Source organism: Bacillus sp. FSL L8-0193, assembly GCF_037976065.1.
Taxonomy (GTDB): domain Bacteria; phylum Bacillota; class Bacilli; order Bacillales; family Bacillaceae; genus Bacillus; species Bacillus paralicheniformis.
In genome coordinates this window covers 1,482,354-1,495,246 of the sequence record NZ_CP150261.1, presented here as the reverse complement: position 1 = coordinate 1,495,246, position 12,893 = coordinate 1,482,354, and the positions used below count along the sequence as shown (strand labels likewise).

Annotated in this window: 17 protein-coding genes, 1 riboswitch and 1 other annotated feature; of the genes, 2 read left to right on the top strand and 15 right to left on the bottom strand. The window is 46.6% G+C overall.

What is annotated here, in order from left to right; all coding sequences use genetic code 11:
- Positions 1-128: 128 nt before the first annotated feature.
- Entirely contained in the window at positions 129-761 is a 633-nt protein-coding gene (locus tag MHH76_RS07515) for a histidine phosphatase family protein (RefSeq protein WP_043054296.1), read from the bottom strand.
- Positions 762-907: 146 nt separating this feature from the next.
- Here MHH76_RS07515 and MHH76_RS07510 point away from each other — a divergent pair, with 146 nt between their 5' ends.
- Positions 908-1,378, top strand: coding sequence for a nucleoside deaminase (locus MHH76_RS07510; RefSeq protein WP_020451105.1), 471 nt, complete (start codon positions 908-910; stop codon positions 1,376-1,378).
- Positions 1,379-1,411: 33 nt separating this feature from the next.
- Here MHH76_RS07510 and MHH76_RS07505 read toward each other — a convergent pair whose 3' ends face one another.
- Together MHH76_RS07505 and MHH76_RS07500 are read right to left on the bottom strand one after the other, a co-directional pair.
- Positions 1,412-2,074: a hypothetical protein gene (locus MHH76_RS07505; protein WP_035338883.1), complete on the bottom strand. Its 663-nt coding sequence runs from the start codon at positions 2,072-2,074 to the stop codon at positions 1,412-1,414.
- Positions 2,075-2,145: 71 nt separating this feature from the next.
- Positions 2,146-2,559: an organic hydroperoxide resistance protein gene (locus MHH76_RS07500; RefSeq protein WP_020451103.1), complete on the bottom strand. Its 414-nt coding sequence runs from the start codon at positions 2,557-2,559 to the stop codon at positions 2,146-2,148.
- Between the two features lie 160 nt (positions 2,560-2,719).
- Between MHH76_RS07500 and MHH76_RS07495 the strand changes: the two genes are divergently transcribed.
- A complete protein-coding gene (locus tag MHH76_RS07495) occupies positions 2,720-3,172 on the top strand; it encodes a MarR family transcriptional regulator (RefSeq protein ID WP_020451102.1) in 453 nt (150 codons plus the stop codon).
- 41 nt (positions 3,173-3,213) lie between these two features.
- Here the strand turns inward: MHH76_RS07495 and MHH76_RS07490 are convergent, their stop codons facing one another.
- From MHH76_RS07490 to MHH76_RS07435, 12 genes are all read right to left on the bottom strand, one after another.
- Positions 3,214-3,639 carry an organic hydroperoxide resistance protein gene (locus tag MHH76_RS07490; protein ID WP_035338887.1) on the bottom strand — a complete coding sequence of 142 codons (426 nt, stop codon included), beginning with the start codon at positions 3,637-3,639 and terminating at the stop codon, positions 3,214-3,216.
- Positions 3,640-3,748: 109 nt separating this feature from the next.
- A complete protein-coding gene (locus MHH76_RS07485; protein ID WP_025812019.1) occupies positions 3,749-4,996 on the bottom strand; it encodes a glutamate-5-semialdehyde dehydrogenase in 1,248 nt (415 codons plus the stop codon).
- A gap of 12 nt (positions 4,997-5,008) precedes the next feature.
- Positions 5,009-6,106 (bottom strand): glutamate 5-kinase, encoded by a 1,098-nt coding sequence (proB, locus tag MHH76_RS07480; RefSeq protein WP_023856772.1) that lies wholly within the window; start codon positions 6,104-6,106, stop codon positions 5,009-5,011.
- A gap of 59 nt (positions 6,107-6,165) precedes the next feature.
- Positions 6,166-6,384: a binding site (T-box leader), on the bottom strand.
- A 55-nt stretch (positions 6,385-6,439) separates the two neighbouring features.
- The gene (gene purU, locus MHH76_RS07475) at positions 6,440-7,342 is read right to left on the bottom strand and encodes a formyltetrahydrofolate deformylase (protein ID WP_023856771.1); all 903 of its coding nucleotides are present in this window, start codon (positions 7,340-7,342) and stop codon (positions 6,440-6,442) included.
- 113 nt (positions 7,343-7,455) lie between these two features.
- Entirely contained in the window at positions 7,456-7,770 is a 315-nt protein-coding gene (locus MHH76_RS07470) for a multidrug efflux SMR transporter (protein ID WP_020451096.1), read from the bottom strand.
- Complete coding sequence (locus MHH76_RS07465; RefSeq protein WP_020451095.1) at positions 7,770-8,099, bottom strand: multidrug efflux SMR transporter; 330 nt, start codon at positions 8,097-8,099, stop codon at positions 7,770-7,772. The genes MHH76_RS07470 and MHH76_RS07465 overlap by 1 nt, the downstream gene beginning before the upstream one ends.
- Positions 8,100-8,158: 59 nt before the next feature.
- Positions 8,159-8,261: riboswitch (guanidine-I (ykkC/yxkD leader) on the bottom strand.
- Between the two features lie 46 nt (positions 8,262-8,307).
- On the bottom strand, positions 8,308-8,829 hold the full coding sequence (locus tag MHH76_RS07460; RefSeq protein WP_020451094.1) for a DinB family protein: 522 nt from the start codon (positions 8,827-8,829) through the stop codon (positions 8,308-8,310).
- A gap of 4 nt (positions 8,830-8,833) precedes the next feature.
- Complete coding sequence (locus MHH76_RS07455) at positions 8,834-9,334, bottom strand: small multi-drug export protein (protein WP_020451093.1); 501 nt, start codon at positions 9,332-9,334, stop codon at positions 8,834-8,836.
- 92 nt (positions 9,335-9,426) lie between these two features.
- Positions 9,427-10,176, bottom strand: a complete 750-nt coding sequence (locus MHH76_RS07450; RefSeq protein ID WP_020451092.1) for a DUF1129 domain-containing protein — start codon at positions 10,174-10,176, stop codon at positions 9,427-9,429.
- A 4-nt stretch (positions 10,177-10,180) separates the two neighbouring features.
- Entirely contained in the window at positions 10,181-10,513 is a 333-nt protein-coding gene (locus MHH76_RS07445) for a PadR family transcriptional regulator (protein WP_020451091.1), read from the bottom strand.
- Between the two features lie 115 nt (positions 10,514-10,628).
- The gene (locus tag MHH76_RS07440) at positions 10,629-11,936 is read right to left on the bottom strand and encodes a pectate lyase (RefSeq protein WP_023856770.1); all 1,308 of its coding nucleotides are present in this window, start codon (positions 11,934-11,936) and stop codon (positions 10,629-10,631) included.
- A 209-nt stretch (positions 11,937-12,145) separates the two neighbouring features.
- A complete protein-coding gene (locus tag MHH76_RS07435; protein ID WP_003180966.1) occupies positions 12,146-12,880 on the bottom strand; it encodes a DUF421 domain-containing protein in 735 nt (244 codons plus the stop codon).
- Positions 12,881-12,893 lie beyond the last annotated feature (13 nt).

Sequence of the window (12,893 nt, the reverse complement as noted above, 5' to 3'; positions counted from 1 at the left end):
GACAGCGGCGGTCAGGCAGGACGCCTGGATGGTTTGCCGCCGATCCTGTGAGCACCGCCTTTGCAGGCCTACAAGGGTTTGTCGACACGCTAAAAGCCTGATTGTTGAAATCAGGCTTTTTGGCATGCCTACCAGGTGACATTCTTTGCTTCTACTCTATGTTCCCCGTCTCCTTCTCTTTCGATTGTGACCTTTCCATCATCAGAAACTGTTACAACTGCAAGAGCTGTGTCATGAACATAGCTCGAGTTCCATAGTTCACTGACCGGCCTCTTTTTTAACAGATTCAAAAGCACCAAAATAAACACGGAATGGCTGACAATGAGGACATTGCCTTCCCGATGGCGGTGGAGAATGAATTCATACACCCGGCTGACCCGTCTTTCAAAATCGTAAAAGCTCTCCCCTTCATCAGGCATGTATGTTTCAGGCGCATTAAAATACGCTTCCAGCAAGTCAGGATCGCTTTGTTTGATCTCATCATACGTTTTTCCTTCCCAGCGGCCGATCGAGATTTCTTTTAATCTGTCGTCTGTTATAAAGGGAACACTGCGGTTCTGCAGCATAGCCCGCGCAGAATCAACAGCCCGGCCGCTTGGACTGGAATATGCGGCTTGGAATTGAACAGCTTTCAGCCGTTCGCCGAGGGCGTTTGCATTTGCCAGCCCCAAAGCCGTTAAATTGGAGTCTTCCCAGCCTTGCATTCTTTTTTCAATATTCCATTCCGTCTGACCGTGTCTTGCAATATACAATGTAAGCAAAACATCATCCTCCGTTCATCATTCTAGCATTCATTGTATGCGATGGTCCGTTCGAAATCAAACATACTGAATATTCTGATGCGCGTTTATTTTACAAGATTCATCAGCTATAATAAGAAGGCAAGACAACCAAGGAGGATACAGAAATGAATCATGAAACATTTTTGCAGCGCGCAATCGACCTTGCGGTGGAGAGCGTGAAAAGCGGCACGGGCGGACCTTTTGGCGCTGTGATTGTCAAAGACGGCCAAATTATTGCCGAGGGAAAAAACAATGTCACAACAAGCAATGATCCCACCGCGCATGCTGAGGTAACGGCTATTCGGCTCGCCTGTGAAGCACTTGGCGATTATCAGCTGAACGACTGCATTCTTTATACAAGCTGTGAACCGTGCCCAATGTGCCTGGGAGCCATCTACTGGGCAAGACCGAAGGAAGTTTACTTCGCCGCTCAGCATTCAGATGCCGCATCGGCCGGTTTTGACGATTCTTTTATTTATGAAGAAATCACAAAAACGCAAAGCGAACGGACAATCCCTTTTTATAAAATGGACCTTCAAGCAAAGCTTGAACCCTTTCTCACGTGGGAAACGACCGATCAAAAAGTGGAATATTAAAATAAAAAAAGCTTCCTGATGAAGGAAGCTTTTTCATTTTGAAGCTGACGGCTCATACCATTCAAGCTTTTGATCTTCAGATTCCAAATCAAGGCTTTCCGCCTTTCCATCCTTTTCAATTTCAAGCCTGACGATTTTCCCTTTCAGTTTTTCAGGTGCTTCGGCGACATCCCTCTCAAAATCGGCTGTTTTCTGATAAGTTTTTTCCCCTGCTTTTGTTTTGATTGTAATGTTTTGTTCCGATTCGCTGACAAACGCGGCAATGATTTTTCGGCTGCCGTCATTCTCCTGTTCATATACGCCGTTTTGGTCGGCTTTTGACTGCGGCATGAGCTCGGCTTCTTCGGCTTCTTGCGTTTTTCCGTCCACCTCTACCTTCACAAGCTTCCCGATTAAGTCATCATGGTCTTCTTCGCTGTGAAAACGGCTGCTTTTCGGTACAATCAGTTCCTTATCCTTTATTTCGAGCGTGATTTGGTCGTCTTCGGCATGAACATACTTGCCTATCAAATCAAAATCTTCTTCAGACCGAATATTTTTGTCAAGAGAATATGTTTTCAAATCAGGCGCTTTCTGTTTGGCCGTATCAGCCGAGGGTTGATTTCCGTTGTTCTCCTTCGCTCCGGTTCCGCATCCTACAAGGACGAAGGCGGCAGAGAGCACGGCGAATACAAGCGCTTTTTTAAGATATGCCATTTGCTGCTCCTTTCTAAAAAAGAAAGCAAACAAGCTTTGTTTGCTTTCTCGTTTTCATCTTTCCCGTTTGTTTATTTTACTTCAAGGCTGACGTCGATATTTCCTCTCGTCGCTTTTGAATAAGGGCAAAAGTCATGAGCGGCTTCGACCAGCTCTTTCGCTTTTTCTTTGTCTACCCCGCCTGAGGTGACGATCAGCTTGACGCCGATTTTAAAACCGCCGTCACTCTCATCCTTCAGCAAGCTCACATGGCCCTCAACCTCAGAATCGATGTTAATGCCTTTTTGTTTTGCGACATGCTCCAATGCGCCGCCGAAGCACGCCGCGTATCCCGCCGCAAAGAGCTGTTCAGGATTTGTCCCTGATTCGCCTTCTTTTTTTTCATTTGGCATGACAATGTTGTGATCCAAAACCCCGTCATCTGATGTGACATGTCCTGATCTTCCGCCTTTTGCCGTGACTTTTGCTGTAAATAATGCAGTCATCCTGATTCCTCCTTACGTTTTTTTCCTCTACTCTTTATATTTCACAAAATGAGTTTTTTAAACATCCGTTTTTGTTTTTTCGGGTTTTCTGCAGAACAATGGGAAAAAAACGAAAAATCTTATACAATAAAAAGGAACATAAAAAAGAGTTGGTGAAACGATGACAAACGAATTTGAACATATGAGGCTTGACAGACAGCTTTGTTTTCTCCTTTATGCCAGTTCGCGTGAAATGACGAAGCTTTACAAGCCGCTGCTTGATAAACTCAATATTACGTATCCGCAGTACCTCGCACTCCTTTTATTATGGGAGCACGGGGAATTAAACGTCAAAACAATGGGCAAGCTCCTTTATCTCGATTCCGGCACACTGACGCCGATGCTGAAGAGGATGGAGCAGCACGGGCTTTTAACAAGGGAGCGGTCACCTGAAGATGAACGGTCTGTGGTCGTCAGACTGACAGCAGGCGGCCAGGCACTTCAGGAAAAAGCGAGCAGCATTCCGCAACACATGATCGCCCAGACCGATCTGTCGGCTGGCGAACTGAAGAACTTGAAACAAACGCTTGAATCCCTTCTGGCTTCATTGACGAAAAAAACAGATGCGCTGTAAAGACAGCAAAAAGGCGCCTTCGATATGAAGGCGCCTTTTTTTTAAGAAATGACTTCAAGGCTGACATCAACATTTCCGGAAATCGCTTTTGAATACGGACAAACGGTATGAGCTTGATGAACGAGTTTTTCGAGCTCCGACTGTTCAACGCCGGTTCCTTTTACTTGCAGCGTGACACTGAGCTTATAGCCTCCATCTGCTTCATCTTTCAGAAGGCTGACGTTTGCCGTCACCTCTGTCTCCATTCGAAGACGCGCTTTTTGGGCGGTCAATTGCAATGCACTGTCAAAGCATGCCGCATATCCGGCAGCAAACAGCTGCTCCGGATTGGTGGCATTTTCGTTCTTCTTGGCTTTTGGTGTTCCCGGCATGGCCAGCTCCAGTTCAAGGACGCGGTCAGATGAGGTGACTTGTCCGTCTCTGCCGCCTTTGGCAGTAGCTTGCGAGGTAAATAGCGGTTTCATGATTTATCGTCTCCTTTAATTTATATTGTGCACAATTCAATTTTATAAAATTTAATGCGAAAACGCAACAAAAAAACATCCTGTCTGCATGTCAAGACAGGATGTTTCACTTTCATATCCGGATTTGCCCGTTTCCTTTAATGATATATTTAGAAGAAGTCAGCGCTTTAAGGCCCATCGGCCCCCTTGCATGAAGCTTTTGCGTGCTGATGCCGATTTCGGCGCCATAGCCGAATTCAAAGCCGTCCGTAAAACGCGTGGAAGCATTGTGGTAAACCGCTGCAGCGTCAACAGACGTTAAGAAAAACCGGGCGTTTTCCTGATTTTCAGTCAGAATCGCTTCCGAATGACGCGTGCCGTACTGCCTGATGTGCCGGATGGCTTCATCGATTCCGGCGACAATTTTGATGCTGACAACCGGCGCAAGAAACTCGGTTTCCCAGTCGGTCTCGCGAGCAGGAACCGCAGATGGCAGCAGCGCGCATACAGCTTCGTCTCCCCTGATTTCAACGCCTGCTTCTTCAAGCTTTTGAAGCAGCGCTGTCGTATGCTCTTTCGCCCAGTCTTTATGGATAAGCACCGTTTCAATCGCATTGCAGACAGAAGGACGCTGCGTTTTGGCATTGATTACAACCTGCTCGGCCATGTCGGACCGAGCCGATTCATCAATGAATATGTGACAGTTTCCCGCGCCTGTTTCAAGGACAGGTACTGTGGATTCCCGCACCACCATATCAATGAGGTTTTTTCCTCCTCGCGGAATCAGGACATCCAAGCCGTCGTTTAAAGTGAACAGCTGTTTTGCCGCTTCCCTGCTTGTATCTTCAATGAGCTGAACGGCATCCTGCGGAAGCGCAGATTGTTCGAGCGCTTCTCTGATTACGCGGACGAGCGCTTGATTGCTGTTGATGGCTGATGAACTGCCCCGCAGGATGACGGCATTTCCCGTTTTCAAACAGAGGGTCGCGGCGTCGACCGTTACATTCGGCCGGGCCTCGTAGATCATGCCGACGACTCCGAGCGGAACCCTGACATTTTCAATGAAAAGCCCGTTGTCTTTGCGGATCGTTTCAAGCGTTTCCCCCACAGGATCTTCAAGCTTGATGAGCAGCATGACGGCGTCTGCCATATCATTCAGTCTCTCCGGCGTTAAGGCAAGGCGGTCAAGCAGCGCAGGTGAAAAGCCTTTTTCTTTGCCGCGAACGATATCTTTCTCGTTTTCTGCCAATATCTCATCTTGCTTAAAGCGGAGCGCCTCGGCGATGAAGGAAAGCGCCTCATTTTTCTTTGCAGTCGGCTGATGAACCAGTTCTTCTTTTGCGACTTTAGCCTTTTTTGCTTTTTCAATCACTTCGCTCATTCTTTCATCCCCTTATTCTTTAATACTTACCCAATCATTTCGATGGATGACTTCTATCCCTTCTTCATGATGGAACTCATCGCTTCGTTTCCCTTTCACCTCTTCAAGTTCTGCTGCGGAGTACAGCGTTTGGCCTTTTCCGGCCAAGCCGTTCGGTCCGTAAACTTCGACAACCGCCCCTTTCGGAAAATCCCCGGATATTGCTGTTACGCCGGCCGGCAGCAAGCTGCCGCCATTTTCGATAATCGCCAGCTCAGCCCCCTCATCAACGGTAATCTTCCCTGAGACAGGAGAGTGAAAAGCGATCCACTGTCTATGATTGTTGACGGAAGACAGGTCGGATTGGCCGATATAGGTGCCGTCCCCGTTTCCTTTTAAAATCTGAATCAGCTTATCATCTCCCTCTCCGGCGCCTATGAAAACATTGACGCCGAGTGAAAGAGCGGTTTTTGCCGCCAAAAGCTTCGACTTCATTCCGCCCGTCCCGACTTTTGAACCGGCCGATGCGGCGCAGCTCAAAAGTTCGTCCGTAATTTCGGGAATGTAATCAAAACGGCGGGCATCAGGATGTTCATTCGGATTCGAATCATAGAGGCCGTTAATATCCGTTAAAATGATGAGTTTGTCGGCATGAATCAGTCCGCTCACCAGGGCGGATAGCATGTCATTGTCCCCAAACGTCAATTCTTCAACAGATACCGAATCATTTTCATTAATAATCGGGACAAGCCCCCGTTCAATCAGTTCCATAATGGTCGCATATGCATTTCGATACCGTTCCCGTTTGGCAAAATCGTTTCTTGTCAATAAAATTTGCGCAGGCTTGATATCGCGGTCTGCAAAATGCTTGATGTATGTCTGCATTAACAAGCTCTGGCCGACGGCCGCTGCAGCCTGTTTCCCCTTTAGCGTGACAGGCCTTGCGGGATAGCCGAGCTGTAAAAATCCCGCAGCGACAGCGCCGGACGAAATAAAGATGACGTCGTGGCCTTCTTTTTTCAGAGCAGCTATCGCCTGAACATGGTCATTGATCTTCGCCTCATCGATGCTGCCTTTCGAATTGGTTAATGAACTGCTTCCGATTTTAATGACAATCCGTTGTTTTTTCACGTTTTTTCCCTCCGAGATGATCTGGCAGAAGCCAACAAAAAAAGCCCTTTTCGTCCAAATAAAAGGACGAAAAGAGCTTTCCGCGGTACCACCTTCATTGAATGCGCGAGAAAAAAGCGCACTCCTCTTTCCCCTTTAACGCCAGGGTATGCGCCCAGGTTTTCCCCCTGAGACTCCGAGGCAGGTTCAGCAGGTTTCATGTGGTGAAATGTTTCAGCATGCCATTTCACTCTCTTTCACAGAAAGAACTGCTTACTGGCCCTCTTCAACGCTCGTGATTTTTTATTATTATGCCTAGGAAAAACGCCTCTGTCAAGAGGGAGATCAAACAATTTAATTAAAGACGATCGTCTTGTTTCCATGCACGATAATCCGGTCTTCCAAGTGCCATTTGACCGCTCTTGCCAAAACGCTTCTCTCAATCGTGCGGCCGATGTTTTTCAATGCTTCCACATTGTCTCTGTGGTCGACCCGTTCGATATCCTGTTCGATGATCGGTCCTTCATCCAATTCGTTTGTCACATAATGCGATGTTGCTCCGATCAGTTTAACGCCTCTTTCATATGCCCGTTTATACGGATTCGCTCCGATAAAAGCCGGCAGGAATGAGTGGTGAATATTAATGATTTTGTTCGGATGAGCCGAGACAAAATCAGGCGTTAAAATCTGCATGTAGCGGGCGAGAACGATGACATCCGCACGATACTCTTCAAGCCATTTCAGCTGCTGTTTTTCCACTTCTTCACGGATGTCTTTGTTCGCTTTCATGTAAAGGAACGGAATATTCAGCGATTCAACGGTTTCTCTTGCATCTTCATGATTGCTGATAACCGCTGCAATTTCCGCCATCAAATTGCCGCTCTGCCACTCCCACAGCAGTTCATGCAGGCAGTGAAGCTCTTTTGAAACGAAGATAGCGACGCGTTTCAGCTCGCTCGCCAAATTCATGCTCCACGTCATTTGGAAGGACTCCGCCACAGTGGCGAATGTCACTTTCATCTGTTCGATCTTTTTGCGGATGCCTTCGGCTTCAAACTCAATCCGCAGAAAGAACCGGCCTCCTTCAGGGTCTGTCGTATACTGGCTCGATTCAATAATATTCGCGCCATTTTCAAATAAAAAGGAAGAAACGGCGGCGACGATTCCAGGCTGATCCGGACAGCTGACCAGAAGGCGGGCCTTATCGTTATTGATTTCCTGATATTGCGATAACTGCTGTTTCATATATGCATTCATTTTCGTAAAACCCTCTTTGCTTGTAATTCGTAAACTATCTTTTCATTATACTGGAGTTTATTGAAAAATCAATTTACGGACGCCCATTTGCCATGAAGTGCACGGGCCGGACTCTAGCTTATCAGTTTCAGTCCGACGGCTGATCCCAAAATGAGCGCGATGAAAAAGATGCGTTTTCCGTCTTTCGGCTCTCCGTAAAACAGGATGCCGACAAGCGCACCTCCAACCGTGCCGATCCCTGTCCAAACTGCATACGCCGTTCCCATCGGCAGCGTCTCCATCGCAAGGGATAGCAAGAAAAACGAAGCGGCAAAACCGATGATCAACAATAAGATCCATCTCAGCCGCTTGTCTTTATGAAACTGGTTCATCATCGTCACGCCGAGCATTTCCAGTATACCGGCGGCGATGAGGCAGATCCATTCCATTATGACGCCTCCCCTTTCTCTTCATTTGTTACAAGCTTCAAGCCGATCACGCCGCATAGCAAAACACCGATCAGAGCAAGCTTGGCGATATTTGCCGGCTCATGAAACAAGACGATTTCGCAGACGACCGTTCCCGCTGTGCCGAGACCGGTAAATACGGCATACACGGTTCCGACCGGCAGCTTCTCTCCCGCCTTCACCAGTATATAAAAGCTCATCGCGACGGCCGCCGCCGTGCCGATCCATTCAAGAGCCGAATCAGCGTGTTTCAGCCCCATGACCCAGCCAATTTCAAACAAGGCTGCAAGTATGACACTGCCCCATCTCATCAAAATCCCTCCAATTCATTTTCAGCAAAAGAAAAAACCCGGGTTATCGATGAAAACGATACTCCCGGGCTTTTATCCCTCCGTGTGCATATGAACAAATCATATGTGTTTTCTCTCGGACCAGACCACATCCGAATGTGCGGAACCCTAGAAAACTTTAACGCTATGAAGTTTGCTAATTAGCATCATACCAAATCATTCGAAAAAATCAACTGTTTTGCTTGCGGTACTCCCCTAAGCAGGCCTGGATATGCGCTTGGTGATAGCGGTTATGATCAGACATATGCCAGATTCCCCAGCGGATGGTCGAAAACCCTCCCTCATACGGAACCTTCTTCAACAAGTCTGTTTCCGAGAAGCCTTTAACGGTGCGTTTCAACATCTCCAGTACCTCGTCATACCACTCGATTAACACGGATAAGGGTAAGCCTTTTACCTCCGGCAAACGTCCGTTTTCATCTGTCATCGGCCCGTATTTCTCTTCCAGCTCTCTGGGAAATTCGCTTCCCTTCAGCCTGTATACCCAGCGAATATCGACATTGATTAAATGATAGATCAGCTGGGCGATGCTGTTTTTGTCGCCATGCTCCCCCTTATATTCCAGCTCCTCCCGGCTGATGCCGGAGACGATTGATTTCAGCCGTTCGATGTTTTCATTGACCGCCGAAAAAAGCACCCCGACTGTCGGCGCCATCTCTTCAACTGGAGATAAATCCTTTAAAAACGGCATAACTTCACTCCTCTTGTTTAAAGATATTTTTCAGCAGCCCTTCATTTTCAGGAGCGAGGAAACTGAAACCGTAGTAGGCAGCGACAGCCGACACCGCTGTCCATACCGTGAGACTCCCCGTCATCCAGAGCGCCGTTTGCCTGTGCTTGGCCCCGAAGCCCATGCACATAAACGCGGTTAAGTGGGAGCCGATAAAGAAAGGTCCGACGAAAGAAAGGCCAGGGATGCCGTAGGTCAGCCATATTTTTTTCGCTCTGCTTTTCCTTTTTGAGAGCTTATCGGTCTCCGTTCCCCGCTCCCCGCGTTTTCTTTCAAGCCACGCCTTCACTTTGTCAATTAAAAAAATAAGCAGCAGTACAGTTAACAGATTTCCGAATAGTGCGATAATAGCGGACGGAACCGGTTTAAGCCCGGCAACGATCGCTAGCGGCACGACACCGATCACTTCAAACCACGGAATCGCAGCCAAAATAAAGACGAGTACATAGCCCCACATCATATCCATATATCGGCCACCTTTCATGCTCTGATCATAAACATTGTGATCGCCAAAAGGCAAGAGTCTTTACCTTAAAAAATATCATGCTCTTCCGTATTTCATTCATATTGAGCCGTATTTTTGGCACGCTTTGTCTCAATGAACATGACGAGCAACAGCCCGATATAGGGAATATAAGTTTCTGCCAGCATGGCTCCGGCTGAATCCCACTTCATATACTGAAACAAAAAATGCGTTCCGGCTAAAAGCAGCGGCAATATGGACAAGGCTGCAGCTTTCAACCTGAAAGACAAAAGTACGATCACGAGAAACGACAGAGCCATAATCAGCCAGCGGCTTCCCCCGTCAAACGAAAGAATAGGTGTCCCGAATTGCCGATCAATAAAAATAATCGCCAAAATCGGAAAAAACGTCAAAGCGGTGTACATCACCGTATACATGAAGGCCGTTTTCTTCCCTTTAAACGCTGAAACGCGGCCCAACAGCGGTAACATAGCCGCTGCCAGCAAAATATAAAGCGGATAGCCTGCCAGTACATAGACCGAATAATTGAGGCTGTCGTTCACGGCGTCACTGAATATAAAATAGGATATCGCGCCGATCAAAATGGCAAAGAACAACTTGGCGATCTCCCCAGGCCTTGATGAAAGCTCTTTTGACAGTGCTTGAACATATGACTTGGGAGAATCCCCAAAAATTTGCCGGACGGTTTTTCCTTCCTTTTCCCCTTCCAAGGCATGAACTGTCAGCTCATTCATGATCCCTTCGATTTCTTTGTCGCTTTTTCCTACAGACATTAAATACAATCTCATGTCGTCCAATACGTTTTGCATGTCTTTTGATAGCACGATTTCACTTCTCCTTCAGTTTTTTTTCGAGCAGCGCATTGACGTTCCCGGATAATGCCTTCCAACGCCCGATGAACGATCGAAGCTCCGCTTCGCCAAGGGGTGTCAGTCTGTAATATTTTCTCTTCGGGCCGCTCGCCGACCGTTTTAGTTCGGTCTCCACCCATTTTTCCTTTTGCATGCGCAGGAGAATCGGATAGATGCTTCCTTCGCTGATATCCGAAAAACCGTATCCTGCAAGCACCTTTGTCATTTCATAGCCGTATATCTCCCCTTCGGATATGACAGCAAGCAGACATCCTTCTAAAATCCCTTTCAGCATTTGCGTTGAACTCATAAGCCACCTCTTTTATGTATCTTGCAATACAAGATAGATGAATCATAACATATGGTATTTTGTATTGCAAGATACCCGAACAAAAAAAGCGGACACCATGTCCGCTTTGCGTATATTACTTCAGTTTTCCTGCGCCTGCCTGCGCTTCAACGATTGTCGGCACATCTTCTGCGTCGTCGATTTTTTCAAACAGCGTCGGCTTCCAGCCGGCCGATTTTTTGACAGACGTATGGTTTGCTTGGTTGTATGTGCTGACAACATCGATTTTTGCGACGCTTTTTTGGTTGTTTACGACCGTATCTTTTTCATATAAAGCGTCACCTTTAAAGACCTTCATCAATTTTTGAGGCTTCGTTCCTTCCGGCAGGTCGAAGTAGTTGTCCTCAGCATAAATTTTTGAAGAATAGCCTACACCCCATGAATAATTGTAGCTGTCTTTCGTGCTTTTAAAATAGTTGTTGTAAATGTGCACTTTTCCGTAGCGGACGCGCGGTGCCCGCTCTTTTATATTTTCGTAGAGATTGTGGTGGAATGTCACCCTTAAATGACCGTTGTCTGCTTTGTAGCTGTCGCTTGATCCGATAATCGTGTTTTTAGAATGTCCTGAAAATATGCTGTAGGATACCGTAATAAAATCCGACTGCTTTTTGATATCCAGCAGTCCGTCGTGATGCTGGAATTCACGCCCGAAATACGTTTCGTTCAGCTCATCAGGCTGATCTCCGTCATTGAATGAGCAGTGGTCGATCCAAATATTTTTGGACATTTCAATCAGCAGGTTGTCATATTCTGAATTCCAGTTTCCGCTGCTCCCATCCGTCGGATCCCAGCCAGGGAAGAAATCGTACGCGTTTTCGAATTCGATATTGCGGATAATGATGTTTTCCGCGTTTTTGACATAAAGGCCTCCGCCGACGATTTTCGCATCATCTCCGAGCCCGATTATCGTCGTGTTTGAACCGACTCTGATCAAGACACGCTCCCTCTGATTGTCTTTGGAGCGGAGCCTTGCCTCTTCAAGCTTTCCTGACGGCTCCTTTTTCCCCCATTTCTTCGGATCATAAGCTTTGAGATACGCTTCGATCGAATATTCAGGGTCTTTATAATCTTCATAGCCTAAAGGATTGTTGTCATCATCAACACTAAGATTGATTGTTCCCTTCACATAGATGATCTTCGGCGTATCATTTTCGCTGTTCTTTTTATTGTCTCCCCCTAATGCCTCAACAAGCTGCTTGCGGTTTTTGACCGTATATACCTGATCAGAAGAAGCGTCAGCGCCTCCGGTCGTTCCTTTTCCATAAGCGCCCCAGCCGTCTTTTGAGCCGAGGACGTCGCGTCCGTAGTCTGCCGCTTCGATTGGCACAGAAGTGCCGAGCAGCAGCAGGGCGCCCAAAATCATTACACTAAAAAACCTTTTCATCAATTGCACCTACCATCAAAATTTTTTCACAAAAACTAATATATGCTATAAAAATACAGAAAACAACATATTTTCCTCCTATTTTTTGTGACACCATTTTCAACTTTCGTGACAAATGCCCTGTTTCATTTTACGGATGAAGAAAAGAACAGACTCTTAATATTTTTCTGAAATAGTACAAAATAAAAAAATCGCCTATTCGGCGAAAATTAATGGTCTTGCCCCGGTTTATAAAGATATGGATCATCAGTTAACGGGCTGCCGGGATCTTCCCTATCAATCATAATTTCATTTTTTTCGTTCAGGGTGCCGAGCGTAATGGTTGGCAGCATCGCTTGCTCAATCCCTTTATCCTCTAATTTTTGAAACAGCCATTCTTTCGTTTTTTTCAAGTATTTTAAATTGTGTTCGATGATTTCGCCGTCTAAAATAAGCGGAATCGGCACGAAATTCCGCTTCGTCTCCAAGCTGAGGTCCCGCGGCTGTACAGGCCTCGCTTCCGATTTGGGAATCACGCTGATCTGGCCCGATTCTTCAATCAGGGCGATGTCGATATCTTTCGGATCGGCATAGCCTTTTTCGCGCAATTTGCCGAGCAGTTCATTGACGGTCAGCCGCTCTCTTTTTAATCCCCCTTCATCAATATTGCCGTTTCGGATCAGCACGGTCGGACTGACGACAAGAAACCAGCGCCATTTATTGTGTAATGACAGCTTTTCAATCAACAAATAGAAAATCAGAAAGGTAAGTGCATAATAAATGGACATTGAAATTTTAGAAGTAAGAATCGGTTCGCTGATGATCGTTCCAATCGCAAATGTCAGCAAAAGGTCGAAGTTCGTCATTTGCGAAACGGCTTTCTTCCCTGCGATTCGGAAAAGAATATAAGCTATAGAGAACACTAAAGCAGGCTTGGCTAAAAAAGTCCATACAAATTCAAGCATTTCACCCAAAACT